This is a genomic window from Geodermatophilus sp. SYSU D01036 (assembly GCF_054050435.1).
On the sequence record NZ_JBJGZJ010000021.1, the window covers coordinates 50,718 to 64,366 of the forward strand.

Below are 13,649 nucleotides of genomic sequence, written 5' to 3' on the forward strand. Positions count from 1 at the left end.
GTGTTGCGATGGGCGCATGACTGCACGCGCGGGGGGACGCCGTGGGTAGGCACACTGCCGCCGACGGCGTCGGCACCGACCCGATCGTGGCGGCCGCGCTGGCCGCCGGCACCCCGGTGACCCGGCACGCGCCCGGCGTCACCGCGCAGGGGACCGAGGGCGACCTGGGCTGGCCGGGGGACACCACGACCGGCGGCGGGCTCGGCTGGCCGGGCTCGCTGGACCGGGCGGACGACGCCGGCGGGGCGACCGGGACCGAGCCGGCCGGGACCGACGCGACCGAGGGCCCCGAGGCGACCGCGCGCATCGACGTCGTGCCCGCCGTGCCGGGGACCGGGCCGGACGGCGACCCGGAGCCGCCGGGCCCGCGCGGCTGGCGCCGTCTCTTCGGCGGCCGCGCGGCGTGACGCCACCCGGGCCGTGCGCCTCCGCGGACGTGCGCGGGGAGCGGGTCCGCTAGGCGGGGGAGCCGTCGTCGCGGCGGACGCGGCGGCCGAGCTCGCGGAGGAACTCCGGGTCGTCGTCGGGGGCGACCGGGCGGACCGCGCGCGGGGGCCGCGGACGTCGGGCCGGCCGCTCGCGGCGCAACTCGCTCCCGGCGACCGCCGTCGCCCGGACCACGAGCACCACCACGAGCACCGCGACCAGCAGCAGCACGACCGGCACCCGGCCTCCCCTCTCCAGGAACGTCCCTGCCGCCCAATGTACGAGCGCGGGGATACTCGGGGGAGCGGGCCGCGACCGCGTCCCCACACGACCCGGACGGAGCCCCCCATCGACGCCGTCGACCGGCAGCTGATCGACCTGCTGCGCGCCAACGGCCGTGCCAGCATCGCCGAGCTGGCCCGGCAGGTCGGGCTCTCCGCGCCGGCCGTGCACGAGCGCGTGGGCAAGCTGGAGGCCTCCGGGGTCGTCCTCGGCTACCGCGCCGTCGTCGACCCCGCCGCCCTGGGGCTGGACGTCACCGCGCTCATCGGCGTGATCGAGAGCGACGCCGTCGACGACACCGGCGTGGAGGCGGCGCTGCGGGCGATGCCCGAGGTCGAGGACTGCTGGCGGGTGGCCGGCAGCGAGGGCTACGTGCTCAAGGTCCGGGTGACCGACATCCCGGCACTCGAGGCGGCCATCAACGCGTTGAACAGGATCGAGGGCGTCGCCCGCACCCGCACGACCGTCGTGCTCTCCACCAAGTGGGAGGGCCGGACGGGATGACGCCCGACCGCACGCAGGAGGACAGCAGCATGGCCGAGAGCACCACCCCGGGCGCGCCCACCGGCGGTCCCGCGACCCCGCCGCGGATCGCGCCGTGGCTGCTGCTCTACACGCTCGGCCGGCTGGTCATCGCCGTCGCCCTCGTCGCGCTGATCTGGCTGGTCGGCCTGCCCGGCTTCCCCGCGCTGCTGTTCGGCCTGCTGCTGTCGATGCCGGTGGCGCTGGTGCTGCTGCGCCCGGTCCGCGACAAGCTCACCGAGGGCCTGGCCGCCCGCAGCGTCGCCCGCCGCGCCCGCAAGGAGGAGCTGCGCGCCCGGCTGTCGGGCGACGCCGCCGCCTGAGTCCGTCCCCTCGGGGTGAGCACGTCCGCCGCGGGACGACGTCGGACGTGCGCGGACCCGTTGGTCCGGGCGCATGCTCGTCGCATGGACGCAGTGCGTTCGCTCGTCGGGGTCGTCGGCGTCGTCCTCGCCGCGGTCCTCCTCCTGCTGGGGCTGGTGCTGTCCCCGGTGCTGCTCCTGCTCGCGCCGCTGGTGCTGCTGGTCGTCGGTGCGTGGCGGTTCTGGCGGCTCAAGCACGAGGCGGAGCGCACGGTGCAGCGCGGCCGCCGGCGCGTGCGCAAGGCGGGCAAGAAGGCGACCAAGAAGGTCCGGAAGGAGGCCGGACGGGCTCTCGGCCCGTCGTAGGCCGGCCCGGTGCGGCGCCCCGCTCAGCCCGACAGGGCGAGCCCGGCGCCGAGCAGCACGCCGGTGGCGAGGGTGAGCAGCCCGGTGGCCTGCAGCGCGGCGATCAGCGCCGGCCCGCGCCCGCCGGAGAGCACCACCCGCGACGGCGGGACGGCCAGCGGGGCGGCGGCCAGCGCGAGCAGCGCCCACGGCCGCCCCACCCCGATCGCGACGACGACGGCGAACGCCACCGCGAGCAGGCCGACGTAGGACCGCCGGGTCGCGCGGTCGCCGAGCAGCACCGCGAGCGTGCGCTTGCCCACCCGGGCGTCGCCCTCGACGTCGCGCAGGTTGTTGACCACCAGCAGCGCCACCGACAGCAGCCCGATCGGCACCGCGGCGGCCAGCGCCAGCCCCTCGACCCGCCCGGTCTGCACGAACGTCGTCCCGGCGACGGCGACCAGGCCGAAGAAGACGAAGACGAACACCTCGCCGAGCGCCCGGTAGCCGTAGGGCAGCGGGCCGCCGGTGTAGGTCCAGGCCGCGGCGATGCACACCGCGCCGACGGCGACCAGCCACCAGCTCGACAGCGCCGCCAGCGCCAGCCCCGCGACCCCCGCGACGACGAAGGACAGCAGCGCCGCCGTCAGCACCGCGCGGGGGGAGGCGGCGCCCGAGCCGACCAGCCGCATCGGCCCGACCCGGACCGCGTCGGTGCCGCGCCTCCCGTCGGAGTAGTCGTTGGCGTAGTTGACCGCGACCTGCAGCGCCAGCGCCACGAGCAGCGCCAGCAGCGCGGGCACGAGCCGGAAGCCGTCGAGCGCGGCCGCGGCGCCGGTGCCCACGAGAACGGGCGCGAGCGCGGCGGGCAGCGTGCGGGGCCGGGCGCCGGCCACCCACTGCGCGGGCGTCGCCATCAGCGGACACCCCCGTCCAGCCGGGCCGCGACGCCGCGGCGGTCGGGCTTGCCGGTGTGCAGCGTCGGCACCGACCCGATCAGGTGCAGCTCGCGCGGCGCGGACGGCCCGCCCAGCCGCTCGGCCACCCACGGCCGCAGGGCCGCGAGGTCGGGGGTGGCGCCCGGCGCCGGGACGACGGCGGCCACCACCCGCTGCCCCCACTCCTCGTCGGGCCGGCCGAACACCACGGCGTCGGCGACGGCGGGGTGCTCGCGCAGCGCCCCCTCGACCGCCTGCGGGGCCACGTTCACGCCGCCGGTGACGACGACGTCGTCGAGCCGGCCGGCCACCGTCAGCCGCCCGTCGGGGCCGACCGACCCGGCGTCGCGGGTGCGGAACTCGCCGCCGGCGAACGCCGCCGCGGTGCCGTCCGGGTCGCGGCGGTACCCGAGCGCCAGCACGGGGCCGGCGATCGCGATGGCTCCTCCGCCGGGTCCTGCGGCACTCCCGTCGTCGTCCACGCGGACCCGCACGCCGTCGAGCGGGACGCCGTCGTAGACGCAGCCGCCGGCGGTCTCGGTCATGCCGTAGGTGGTCACCACCGCGACGCCGGCCTCCCGGGCGCGCGTCAGCAGGGCCGGGTCGGTGGCCGCGCCGCCGACCAGCACCGCGTCGAAGGCGCGCAGCGCCCCCGGCTCGCGCTCCAGGTACCGGCGCAGCTGGGTGGGCACCAGCGCGGTGTACCGGCGGCCGGCGGGCATCCGCGCCACCGCCGCGGCCAGGTCCTCGCCGGCGGCGAGCACGGTGGGCGCCGTGCCGCCGAGCACCGAGCGGACCAGGACCTGCACCCCGGCGATCGCCGACACCGGCAGCGCGAGCAGCCAGGCGCCGGACCCGCCGAGCCGGTCGAGGGTCGCCGTCGCCGAGGCCCGCAGCGCCGCGGCCGGCAGCAGCACGCCGCGCGTGCCGCCGGTGGACCCGGAGGTGACGACGACGAGGTCGGCGCCGTCCTCGAGCGGCTCGTCCGGCGCGAGGACCTCCCGCGCGGCCGCCGCGGGCGGCCCGGCCGGGAGGACCGCGAGCGGCGCGGCGCCCTCCAGGCAGGCGCGGACGGCGGGCAGCACGGTGCCGACGACGGCGTCGGAGGCGTCCGGCGCGGGGAGGACGGTCAGCTGCCGGATCACGGGTCCCGAGGGTACGTCGCGCGCGACATAGGCTTGCGGGCGTGATCACCCCCGCCGGCCTCCCCGAGGGGATCGACCGGCTGGCGGTGTGGTCGGTGCCGATGCGCACCCGCTTCCGTGGCATCGACGTCCGCGACGGCGTGCTCGTGCACGGCCCGGCCGGCTGGGGCGAGTTCTCCCCGTTCTGGGACTACGGCGTGCAGGAGAGCCGCCGGTGGTGGGCGGCCGCCGCCGAGGCCACGCTGCAGGGCTGGCCCGCGCCGGTGCGCGACGCGGTGCCGGTCAACGTGACCGTCCCCGCGGTGGGGCCCGAGCGGGCGCACGCGATCGTGGCGGCGTCGGGCTGCCGGACGGCGAAGGTGAAGGTGGCCGAGCCCGGCCAGACCGCCGCTGACGACCTCGCCCGCGTGGAGGCCGTCCGCGACGCGCTCGGCCCGTCCGGTGCGGTCCGGGTGGACGCCAATGCCGCCTGGGACGTCGACACCGCCGTCGCCCGCATCCGCGAGCTGGACCGGGTGGGCCTGGAGTACGTCGAGCAGCCCTGCGCCACGCTCGCCGAGCTCGCCGCCCTCCGCCGCCGGGTCGACGTCCGGGTCGCCGTGGACGAGGGCGTGCGCCGCGCCGGCGACCCGCTGGGCGTGGACCTGCGCGAGGCCGGCGACGTCGTCGTCCTCAAGGTGCAGCCGCTCGGCGGCGTGCGGGCCGCGCTGCGCGTGGCCGAGGCGCACGGGCTGCCGTGCGTGGTCTCCTCCGCGCTGGAGTCCTCGGTCGGCATCGCCGCGGGGGTCGCGCTGGCCGCCGCGCTGCCAGACCTGCCCTTCGCCTGCGGCCTGGCCACGGTCGCCCTCCTGGACGGCGACGTGACCGACGCCCCGCTGCTGCCGGTGGACGGCGCGCTGCCGGTCACCCGGCCCGACCCCGCCCGGCTGGACGCCGTGGCCGCACCCGGCGACGTGACCGCCCGCTGGACCGAGCGGCTGGGCGCGGTGCTGGCCGCGTGAACCCCTCCACCGCGCTGGCCCGCGTGCTGGTCGACGAGCTGGTCCGCGGCGGGGTCCGCGACGCCGTCGTCGCGCCCGGCTCGCGCTCGGCGCCGGTCGCCCTGGCGCTGGCCGCCGCCGAGCGGGCCGGCGTCCTGCGGCTGCACGTGCGCATCGACGAGCGCACGGCGTCCTTCCTCGCCCTGGGGCTGGCCCGCGCGTCCGGCCGGCCGGTGCCGGTGCTCACCACCTCCGGGACGGCGACCGCGCACCTGCACGCCGCCGTCCTCGAGGCCGACGTCAGCGGCGTGCCGCTGCTGGCGCTGACCGCCGACCGGCCGCCGGAGCTGCGGGGCACCGGCGCCAACCAGACCATCGAGCAGCCCGGCCTCTACGGCGGCGCGGTGCGCTGGGCGGCCGACGTCGGCGTGCCCGAGGCCGGCCGCGAGGCCGCGCAGAACCGCTACTGGCGGTCGGTGGTGTCCCGGGCGCTGCTCGCGGCCACCGGCGTCCTGTCCGGCGACCCCGGACCGGTGCAGCTGGACCTGCCGTTCCGGGACCCGCTGCTGCCGGAGGAGGAGCCCGGCCCGCTCGCGGGCCCGTGGGCCGGCCGGGACGGCGGCGCGCCGTGGACCGCCGGGGAGCCCGCGCCGGTCGCGGCGGCGCCGGTCCCCGACGGCCCGCGCACGCTCGTCGTCGCCGGGGACGGGCCGGACGCCGTCGGCCGGGCGTGGGCGGCCGGCGCCGCCGCGGCCGGCTGGCCGGTGGTCGCCGAGCCGAGCGGCGGGGCGTGGACCGACGGCGCGGTGCGCGGCGGGGCGCTGCTGCTCGGCGTGCCCGGCTGGCTGGACGCGCACCGGCCCGAGCGCGTGGTCGTCGTCGGCCGGCCGACGCTGTCCCGGCCGGTGTCGGCGCTGCTGGCCGACCCGCGGGTGCGCGTGGAGACCGTGGTCGCCGGGCCGCGCTGGCCCGACGCCGGCCGCTCGGCGGCGCTGGTCACCCGCGCCGGCCCGCCGGCCGGCCCGCCCTCCGACCCGGGCTGGGCCGCCGCCTGGCGCGCGGCCGCGGACCGGGTGGGTGCGACCGTCGACGCCGCGCTGGACACCGCGCCCGGGCTGACCGCCGCCCGGCTGGCCCGCGACGTCGTCGCCGCCCTGCCGTCCGGGGCGCTGCTGGTGCTCGGCTCCTCGACGCCGGTGCGCGACGTCGACCGGCTCGCCGCGCCGCGCGGCGACCTCGCCGTGCTCGCCAACCGCGGCGTCGCCGGGATCGACGGCACCGTGTCCACCGCGGTCGGGGCCGCCCTGGTGCACGGCGGGCCCGCGGTGGCGCTCATGGGCGACCTCACGTTCCTGCACGACCTGCAGGGGCTGCTCACCGGCGAGGGCGAGCTGCGCCCGGACCTCACCGTGGTGGTGCCCGACAACGACGGCGGCGGGATCTTCGCCCAGCTGGAGCCGGGGCGGCCGGCGTACGCCCGCGACTACCGGCGGGTGTTCGGCACGCCGCACGGGCGGGACCTGGTCGCCGTCGCCGCGTCCCTGGGCTGGGCGGCGGCGGCGGTGGCCACGCCGGAGGAGCTCACCGCCGCGCTGGCGTGCGGCGGGCCGCGGGTGGTCGTCGCCCGCACCGACCAGCGCGCGGAGGCCGACCTGGCCGTCGCCCTGCGGGAGGCCGCGGGCCGCGCGCTGGCCTGACCGGCCTCAGGAGCGCCGGATCCCCGGCAGCGACCAGCCGTTGCCGTCGGGGTCGCTGGAGAACGCGGACCGCGAGCCGGGGGCGCCCTCGGGGCCCAGCTGCTGGGCCTCGGTGACGTCGCGTCGACCCCGCGCTCGGCGGGCTCCCGGCGGACGGCGCCGACGTCCTCGACCACGAGCTGCGGGCCCCGGGCCGAGGGCGGCTCGCCCAGCGGCGTGCCCCGGCCGATGGCCACCGAGCAGGGGGAGCCCGGCGGCGTCATCTGCACCACACGCGTGCCGGGGGCCGGGGTGACGTCGTGGTCGAGCCCGGAACCGACCTGCTCGACGGCGAAGGCGTCGGCGACGTCGACGTCGCTCACCGGGATGCCGATCACCTCGAGTCGCACGTCCGTGCGGGGAACCCAGGGAGGTCCGAACACCCCACGGGGCCCCGCGGCGCGGTCACGGCAGCGCGTGCGGGCCCGGATCGGGGCCCGTCGCCGGTGGCCTTCGTCACGGGGTCCGGGGCGGCCGCGGCGAGGGTGGGAGGACCGCGACAGGGCTGGTCGCGCGCGGCGAACAGCGCGTTCCGTTACCCGCGCGGGGGTCACGCCGACGTCACGCAGTACCCCACGGGTCCCAGCCGAACCGTGGTGTGACCGCCGTCACGACGACAGTCGACATGACGACACGTAACGTTTTGGCTGCGCTCAGCGAACACAGAGCGCGGCGCCGGTCCGCCAAACCCTGCCCACCGGTCGCCCACGTCAACTCCCAGGGCAGGGGTGGGGGACCCACTCTTCCGGCGCGCGACGGCCTACGGGGGCCTGTCGGAGCGCGCCTCGGGGTGAAGCCGCGGACCGCGGCCGGGCACCGATCGCCCGAACCCGACAGCTCACCTCGCCGGCGGTGATCGGGAGATCATCACCATGCCCAAGCACCGCGCACCCCGCTACGTCCGCACCAAGAAGGTCATCGCCAAGGCCCCTGTCGCCGCCGGCGCCGCCGCCGTCGGTCTGGGCGTCCTGAGCTCGCCGGCCTCCGCCTCCACCACCCACGACTGGACCGGCGTCGCCCAGTGCGAGTCCAGTGGCAACTGGAGCATCAACACCGGCAACGGCTACTACGGCGGCCTGCAGTTCAGCCAGTCCACCTGGGCCGCCTTCGGGGGCACCGACCTCGCCCCGCGTGCCGACCTCGCCACCCCGGCCCAGCAGGTCCAGATCGCCGAGGCGGTCCTGGCCGGCCAGGGCGTCGGCGCCTGGCCGAGCTGCGGCAAGTACCTGACCGGCGGCACCACCGCGGCCGCCGCCGAGGCGCCGGCCGCGCCCGCCGAGCAGGCCGCCCCCGCCGCCGAGGTCCCGGCCGCCCCGGCCGCCCCGGTCCAGCAGCCGGCCGCCGAGCAGCCCGCCCCGGCCGAGCAGGCCGAGGTCACCACCGAGGAGTACACCGTCCGCTGGCGGGACACGGTGGCGAAGATCGCCGCTGCCCACGGCCAGAGCTGGCGGGAGCTCTACGAGCGCAACGTCGACGTCATCGGCGCCAACCCGAACCTGATCTTCCCCGGTCAGGTGCTGGCGCTCAGCGGCTCGACCGCCGCCCCGGCCGAGGCCGCCCCGGCCCCCGCCGCCGAGGCCGCTCCGGCTCCCGCCGCCGAGGCCGCCCCGGCCCCGGCTGCCGAGGCCGCTCCGGCTCCCGCCGCCGAGGCCGCCCCGGCCCCGGTCGCCGCCGGTGAGGCGGCGCCCGCCGCCACCCCGCCGATCGCCGAGGCCGCCCCGCAGGTCGCGCAGGCCGCGGTCGTCGCCGAGATCACCAACACCGCCGGCGCGATCCACGAGGCCGTGCAGGCGGCGGCGAACGCCGTCGTCAGCAACGTCCCGGGCGCCGCGGACATCACCCTCGGCGGCACGCGGGCCAGCGCGGTCGACCCGGACGGCCACCCCTCCGGCAAGGCGCTGGACTACATGGTCATGTCCGACGCCGCCCTCGGCGACGCGATCGCCCAGTACCACGTCGACCACTGGGACGAGCTGGGCGTCGAGTACGTCATCTGGCAGCAGCGCATCCTGACCTCGCCCGGCGCCGCGTGGAAGGCGATGGAGGACCGCGGCGGCGTGACCGCGAACCACATGGACCACGTGCACGTGAACTACGTGGGCTGACCTCCCGCACACCCGACGAGGGCCCCGACCGCGCACAGCGGCCGGGGCCCTCGCCGTCTCCGGAGGGCAGGGGGACGACGGCGCCGGCCGGGACCGGCCGCCTCAGCCCTCCAGCGCGGCCTGGAAGGCGGCGAACTTCGACTGCGTCTCGGCGAGCTCGGCCGTCGGGTCGGAGGCGGCGACGATGCCGCAGCCGGCGAACAGCCGGGCCGAGCGCGGGTCGTCGTCGACCAGTTGCGCGCAGCGCAGGGCCAGCCCGAACTCGCCGTCCCCGCGGGCGTCGAGCCAGCCCACCGGCCCGGCGTAGCGCCCGCGGCCCATGCCCTCCAGCTCGGCGATGACCGCGGCGGCGGCGTCGGGCGGGGTGCCGCAGACGGCGGCGGTCGGGTGCACGGCGTCGACCAGCTCCAGCAGCCCGGCGCGACCGCGGGCGCCCGAGCGGCGCTGGGTGCCGACGACGTCGGTGGCCAGGTGCCGCACGTTGGGCAGCGTCAGCAGCGAGGGCTGCTCCGGCACCGACAGCGCGGTGCAGAACGGGTCGAGCGCGCGGACGAGCGAGTCGACGGCGAGGGCGTGCTCGGCGCGGTCCTTGGCGCTGGCCACGAGGCCCGCCGCGAGCCGCTCGTCCTCGGCGCCCGCGCCGCGCGGGGCGGTGCCGGCCAGCACCCGCGCCGACAGCTGCCGGCCGGTGCGGCGCAGCAGCAGCTCGGGGGTGGCGCCGAGCAGCCCGTCGACGGCGAAGGTCCAGCAGTCGGGGAAGCGGGCGGCCAGCCGGTCGAGCAGGCGGCGGGGGTCCAGCGGCACGTCGGCGGTGACCAGCAGGTCGCGGGCGAGCACCACCTTGGCGAGGTCGCCGGCGCCGATGCGGCCGATCGCGGCGGACACGGCACCGCACCACGAGGCGGGGTCGAGCGCGCCGTCGGCGTAGCGCAGCCGCCCCGGCGCGGGGGTCATCGGCTCGTGGGTGGCCGGCAGCACGTCGCGCATGTCGGCGCCGCCGGTCGTGGTCACCCACGCGACGCCGTCGCGGCGGCCGACGACGACCTCGGGGACGACGAACACCGACGTCTCCCGCGCGGGGTCGAACGCGACGCTCGCGAACACCACCGGCCCGGAGCCGGGCACGCCCACCTCGTCGTCGACGGCGAGGGCGGCGGTGCGGTCGGCCCACCAGGCGGCGGCCTCGGCGAGCGCGCCGGGACCGGAGACCTCGAGGCGGTCGGCCTCGCCCCAGCCGACCAGCCCCTCACCGCGGCGCACCCAGGACAGCGCGCCCTCGCGCGGCAGCAGCGCCAGCAGATCGGGGGAGTCGGGCAGCGCGACCGTGGTGACGGCGGGCGCGACGGCGTCGGGGGTGGTCACCGCCGCTGCCGTCACAGCCCCCAGCGTAGGCAGCCGGTAGCGTCGTCCGCCGTGGCAGACCGGCGAGACAGCGCACACACCGCCGGGTCGAGGGCCGGGTTGGACAAGCAGCCGCACGAGGTCGCGGCCATGTTCGACGGCGTCGCCCGCCGCTACGACCTCACCAACACCGTGCTCTCCGGCGGCCGCGACGCCGCCTGGCGGCGGGCCACCCGCGCGGCGCTCGGTGCCCGGCCGGGGGACGTCGTCCTCGACGTGGCCGCCGGCACCGGCGTCTCCACCGTCGAGCTCGCCGCCGGGGGCGTGCACGCGATCGCGTGCGACTTCTCGCAGGGGATGCTGCGGGCCGGCGCGGCGCGGCCGGTGCCGAAGGTGGCCGGCGACGCGATGGCGCTGCCGTTCGCCGACGCGAGCGCCGACGGGCTGGTCGTCTCCTTCGGCCTGCGCAACGTGGCCGACCCCGACGCCGCGCTGCGCGAGTTCGCCCGCGTCGTCCGGCCGGGCGGGCGGCTCGTCGTCTGCGAGTTCTCCAGCCCCACCTGGAGGCCGTTCCGCACCGTCTACACCGAGTACCTCATGCGGGCGCTGCCGCGGATCGCCCGCGCGGTGAGCAGCAACCCCGACGCCTACGTCTACCTGGCCGAGTCGATCCGGGCCTGGCCCGACCAGCCGGCGCTGGCCGCCCGCATCCAGGCCGCCGGGTGGACCGACGTCGCCTGGCGGAACCTGACCGGCGGCGTCGTCGCGCTGCACCGCGCGGTCCGCCCCTGACCGGCCCGCCGCCGAGGGCTCCCGCGGCCCGCGTGCGGGGCTAGCGTCGGCGCATGACGACACCGACACCGATGCCCGAGCCGCCCGGTCCGTCGCCGTCCCCGGTCGACCCAATCTCGCCGCCGTCGCCGGCCCCGCTGCCGCAGCCCAGCCCCACCGACCCGAGCGCCCCGCCGCCGTCGGGACCCCAGCCCGTCTGACCCCCGGCCCCGCGGTGGACGGCCGCCCGTACCGCGACCGGCGCGACGCCGGCCGGCGGCTCGCCGCGCGCCTGACCGACCCCGCCCGTCCCCCCGGCGTGCCGCTCGGCCCGGACGCGCTGGTCCTCGGCCTGCCCCGCGGCGGCGTCCTGGTCGCGGCCGAGGTCGCGGCGGCGCTCGGCGCGGAGCTCGACGTGGTCGCCGTCCGCAAGCTCGGCCTGCCCGAGCGGCCGGAGCTGGCCATGGGCGCGCTGGCCGCGGTGGGGGAGACCGTCGAGAGCGTCCGCAGCGAGTCCGTCCTCGCCCGCAACCCCGTCGGGCCCGCCGCCGCGGACGAGGTGCGCCGCTCCGAGCTGGCCGAGCTGCGCCGCCGGCAGCTGGCCTACCGCGGCGACCGGCCGCCGCCCGCGCTCGCCGGCCGCACCGCCGTCCTCGTCGACGACGGGCTGGCCACCGGCTCCACCATGCGCGCCGCCCTCGCCGCGGTCCGCGCGGCCGGTCCGGCCGCGGTCGTCGTCGCCGTCCCCGTCGGGGCGCCCGACGTGTGCGCCGCCCTGTCCGTGCTGGCCGACGAGGTCGTCTGCCCGGTCACCCCGCACCCGTTCGGCGCGGTGGGCCGCTACTACGACGACTTCGGCGAGACGTCTGACGACGAGGTGCGCGCCGCGCTCGCCGGCGGCCCCGGCGGGGGGCCCGCCTAGGCTCGGGACGACCGCCGACCGAGCACCGAGGGGGCCAGCGCGTGACGAGTCCGACCGCCGGGGGCAGCGCCGACGTCGTGGTGGTCGGTGCCGGGCCGGCCGGGGCGGCCGCCGCGTGGACCGTGGCCACCGCCGGGCTCGACGTCGTCGTGCTGGAGAAGGCGCGCTTCCCGCGGGAGAAGGTGTGCGGCGACGGCCTGACGCCGCGGGCGGTGAAGGCGCTCGACGAGATGGGGGTCGACGTCTCCCCGGCGGCCGGCTGGGTGCGGCACCGCGGCCTGCGGGTCTTCGGCGGCGGCCGGGTGGTCGAGGTCGACTGGCCGCAGCTGGACTCCTGGCCCGGGTACGGCCTGATCCGGCCGCGGAAGGACCTCGACCCGATGCTCGCCGAGCACGCCGTGGCCGCCGGCGCCCGGCTCGAGCAGGAGGTCACCGTCACCGACCCGCTGCTCGACGACGCCGGCCGGGTCGTCGGCGTGCACGCGCAGGCCGGCCCGGGCAGGGAGCCGGTGACCTGGCGGGCGCCGCTGGTCGTCTCCGCGGAGGGCCTCTCCGGCCGGCTGGCCAAGGCGATCGGGCTGACCCGCCGCGAGGACCGGCCGCTCGGCGTCGCCGTCCGCCGGTACGTCGAGACGCCGCGCGGCGAGGACCCCTACCTCGACATCTCCTTCGACCTGTCCGCCGAGGGCCCCACCGCCGACTCCATGCCCGGCTACGGCTGGTCCTTCGGCATGGGCGACGGCACCGCCAACGTCGGCTTCGGCCTGCTCGACACCCGCCGCGGCGGCGAGACCGACGCGCGCACCGTGCTGCGCCGCTGGCTGGCCACCCTCCCGCCGGAGTGGCAGCTGGGCGAGGAGCACGCGGTCACCCCGCTGCGCGGCGCCGGGCTGCCGATGGCGCTCAACCGCGGCCCGGCCTACACCCGCGGGCTGCTGCTGGCCGGCGACACCGCGGGCGTGGTCAACCCGTTCAACGGCGAGGGCATCAGCTACGCGCTGGAGACCGGCCGGATGGCGGGGGAGACGGCGGCCGCGGCGCTCGCCGCCCCCGAGGGGCCGGCCCGCGAGGCGGTGCTGCGCCGGTACCCCGAGCGGCTGCGCGAGGCCTACGGCCGCCACCACCGGCTCGGGATGGCCTTCCTCGCGCTGCTCGACCGCCCCGGCCTGGTCCGCTTCGCCACCGCGCACGGGCTCGAGCGGCCGGCGATGGTGAACGCCGCGCTGCGGCTGATGGGCAACCTCTCCGACGGCCGCGACGGCGACCGGTTCGACCGCGTGGTCGCCGTCCTCACCCGCCTGACGCCGTCCGTCTGAGGAGCACCGAAAGCGGTCCGTGACCGGACCGTGACCCGGGGATGTGAACTCACTCACCCCCCGCGCTTCACTTGCCGACCCCGGCGGCATAGGCTCGTGGCACGAGTTTGTGAATTTCTTCACAAGCTCACGAGCCGCCGAGGGAGGCGCCGGTGCTGTCGTCCTACGTCCCGATCGTGGGGCTGTTCGCGCTCGCCGCGGCCTTCGCGCTGTTCTCGGTGACGGTCGCGCCGTTCGTCGGCCCGCGCCGCTACAACCGGGCCAAGCTCGAGGCCTACGAGTGCGGCATCGAACCGGTCGACCAGCCGCTGCACGGCGGCCGCTTCCCGGTGAAGTACTACCTGACGGCGATGCTCTTCATCGTCTTCGACATCGAGATCGTCTTCCTCTACCCGTGGGCCGTCGCCAACGACGCGCTGGGTGTCTTCGGCCTGGTCGAGATGGTGGTCTTCATCGCCACCGTCTTCCTCGCCTACGCCTACGTCTGGCGCCGCGGCGGCCTCGAGTGGGACTGAGCG

15 protein-coding genes and 1 riboswitch are annotated in these 13,649 nt (G+C 78.4%); of the genes, 11 read left to right on the top strand and 4 right to left on the bottom strand.

The window, feature by feature from the left end; translation table 11 throughout:
* Positions 1 to 41 precede the first annotated feature (41 nt).
* The gene (locus tag ACI8AR_RS18455; RefSeq protein WP_457052288.1) at positions 42 to 407 is read left to right on the top strand and encodes a hypothetical protein; all 366 of its coding nucleotides are present in this window, start codon (positions 42 to 44) and stop codon (positions 405 to 407) included.
* A 49-nt stretch (positions 408 to 456) separates the two neighbouring features.
* Here ACI8AR_RS18455 and ACI8AR_RS18460 read toward each other — a convergent pair whose 3' ends face one another.
* Positions 457 to 666, bottom strand: coding sequence for a hypothetical protein (locus tag ACI8AR_RS18460; RefSeq protein ID WP_456938024.1), 210 nt, complete (start codon positions 664 to 666; stop codon positions 457 to 459).
* 36 nt (positions 667 to 702) lie between these two features.
* Between ACI8AR_RS18460 and ACI8AR_RS18465 the strand changes: the two genes are divergently transcribed.
* The 3 genes from ACI8AR_RS18465 (at position 703) to ACI8AR_RS18475 (ending at position 1,898) form a co-directional block, all read left to right on the top strand.
* On the top strand, positions 703 to 1,212 hold the full coding sequence (locus ACI8AR_RS18465) for an Lrp/AsnC family transcriptional regulator (protein WP_457052289.1): 510 nt from the start codon (positions 703 to 705) through the stop codon (positions 1,210 to 1,212).
* Between the two features lie 29 nt (positions 1,213 to 1,241).
* The gene (locus tag ACI8AR_RS18470; RefSeq protein ID WP_457052290.1) at positions 1,242 to 1,553 is read left to right on the top strand and encodes a DUF4229 domain-containing protein; all 312 of its coding nucleotides are present in this window, start codon (positions 1,242 to 1,244) and stop codon (positions 1,551 to 1,553) included.
* Between the two features lie 84 nt (positions 1,554 to 1,637).
* The gene (locus ACI8AR_RS18475; RefSeq protein WP_457052291.1) at positions 1,638 to 1,898 is read left to right on the top strand and encodes a hypothetical protein; all 261 of its coding nucleotides are present in this window, start codon (positions 1,638 to 1,640) and stop codon (positions 1,896 to 1,898) included.
* A 23-nt stretch (positions 1,899 to 1,921) separates the two neighbouring features.
* On the opposite strand, the gene ACI8AR_RS18480 is transcribed toward ACI8AR_RS18475, so the two are convergent.
* A complete protein-coding gene (locus tag ACI8AR_RS18480) occupies positions 1,922 to 2,794 on the bottom strand; it encodes a 1,4-dihydroxy-2-naphthoate polyprenyltransferase (protein ID WP_457052292.1) in 873 nt (290 codons plus the stop codon).
* Positions 2,794 to 3,960 carry an o-succinylbenzoate--CoA ligase gene (menE, locus tag ACI8AR_RS18485; protein ID WP_457052293.1) on the bottom strand — a complete coding sequence of 389 codons (1,167 nt, stop codon included), beginning with the start codon at positions 3,958 to 3,960 and terminating at the stop codon, positions 2,794 to 2,796. Before menE ends, ACI8AR_RS18480 begins: the two co-directional genes overlap by 1 nt.
* A gap of 41 nt (positions 3,961 to 4,001) precedes the next feature.
* On the opposite strand from menE, the gene ACI8AR_RS18490 reads away from it, so the two are divergent.
* From ACI8AR_RS18490 to ACI8AR_RS18500, 3 genes are all read left to right on the top strand, one after another.
* Positions 4,002 to 4,961, top strand: coding sequence for an o-succinylbenzoate synthase (locus ACI8AR_RS18490; RefSeq protein ID WP_457052294.1), 960 nt, complete (start codon positions 4,002 to 4,004; stop codon positions 4,959 to 4,961).
* Positions 4,958 to 6,637: a 2-succinyl-5-enolpyruvyl-6-hydroxy-3-cyclohexene-1-carboxylic-acid synthase gene (menD, locus tag ACI8AR_RS18495; RefSeq protein WP_457052295.1), complete on the top strand. Its 1,680-nt coding sequence runs from the start codon at positions 4,958 to 4,960 to the stop codon at positions 6,635 to 6,637. Before ACI8AR_RS18490 ends, menD begins: the two co-directional genes overlap by 4 nt.
* A gap of 737 nt (positions 6,638 to 7,374) precedes the next feature.
* Positions 7,375 to 7,544, top strand: a riboswitch (cyclic di-AMP (ydaO/yuaA leader).
* A gap of 4 nt (positions 7,545 to 7,548) precedes the next feature.
* Entirely contained in the window at positions 7,549 to 8,781 is a 1,233-nt protein-coding gene (locus ACI8AR_RS18500) for a transglycosylase family protein (RefSeq protein ID WP_457052296.1), read from the top strand.
* Positions 8,782 to 8,883: 102 nt separating this feature from the next.
* Here ACI8AR_RS18500 and ACI8AR_RS18505 read toward each other — a convergent pair whose 3' ends face one another.
* Positions 8,884 to 10,158, bottom strand: a complete 1,275-nt coding sequence (locus ACI8AR_RS18505; RefSeq protein ID WP_457052297.1) for an isochorismate synthase — start codon at positions 10,156 to 10,158, stop codon at positions 8,884 to 8,886.
* Between the two features lie 36 nt (positions 10,159 to 10,194).
* On the opposite strand from ACI8AR_RS18505, the gene ACI8AR_RS18510 reads away from it, so the two are divergent.
* The 4 genes from ACI8AR_RS18510 (at position 10,195) to ACI8AR_RS18525 (ending at position 13,646) form a co-directional block, all read left to right on the top strand.
* Positions 10,195 to 10,914, top strand: a complete 720-nt coding sequence (locus ACI8AR_RS18510) for a demethylmenaquinone methyltransferase (RefSeq protein WP_457052298.1) — start codon at positions 10,195 to 10,197, stop codon at positions 10,912 to 10,914.
* Positions 10,915 to 11,128: 214 nt separating this feature from the next.
* A complete protein-coding gene (locus tag ACI8AR_RS18515) occupies positions 11,129 to 11,815 on the top strand; it encodes a phosphoribosyltransferase (RefSeq protein ID WP_457052299.1) in 687 nt (228 codons plus the stop codon).
* 41 nt (positions 11,816 to 11,856) lie between these two features.
* A complete protein-coding gene (locus ACI8AR_RS18520; RefSeq protein ID WP_457052300.1) occupies positions 11,857 to 13,131 on the top strand; it encodes a geranylgeranyl reductase family protein in 1,275 nt (424 codons plus the stop codon).
* A 152-nt stretch (positions 13,132 to 13,283) separates the two neighbouring features.
* Entirely contained in the window at positions 13,284 to 13,646 is a 363-nt protein-coding gene (locus tag ACI8AR_RS18525; RefSeq protein ID WP_456901421.1) for an NADH-quinone oxidoreductase subunit A, read from the top strand.
* Positions 13,647 to 13,649: the final 3 nt, after the last annotated feature.

What these genes read in the sequence shown, in the direction of transcription:
- ACI8AR_RS18465 (WP_457052289.1), top strand. Translation starts at nt 703, where the DNA reads ATGTACGAGCGCGGGGATACTCGGGGGAGCGGGCCGCGACCGCGTCCC.
- ACI8AR_RS18475 (WP_457052291.1), top strand. Translation starts at nt 1,638, where the DNA reads ATGGACGCAGTGCGTTCGCTCGTCGGGGTCGTCGGCGTCGTCCTCGCC.
- ACI8AR_RS18500 (WP_457052296.1), top strand. Translation starts at nt 7,549, where the DNA reads ATGCCCAAGCACCGCGCACCCCGCTACGTCCGCACCAAGAAGGTCATC.
- ACI8AR_RS18480 (WP_457052292.1), bottom strand. Translation starts at nt 2,794, where the DNA reads ATGGCGACGCCCGCGCAGTGGGTGGCCGGCGCCCGGCCCCGCACGCTG.
- ACI8AR_RS18470 (WP_457052290.1), top strand. Translation starts at nt 1,242, where the DNA reads ATGGCCGAGAGCACCACCCCGGGCGCGCCCACCGGCGGTCCCGCGACC.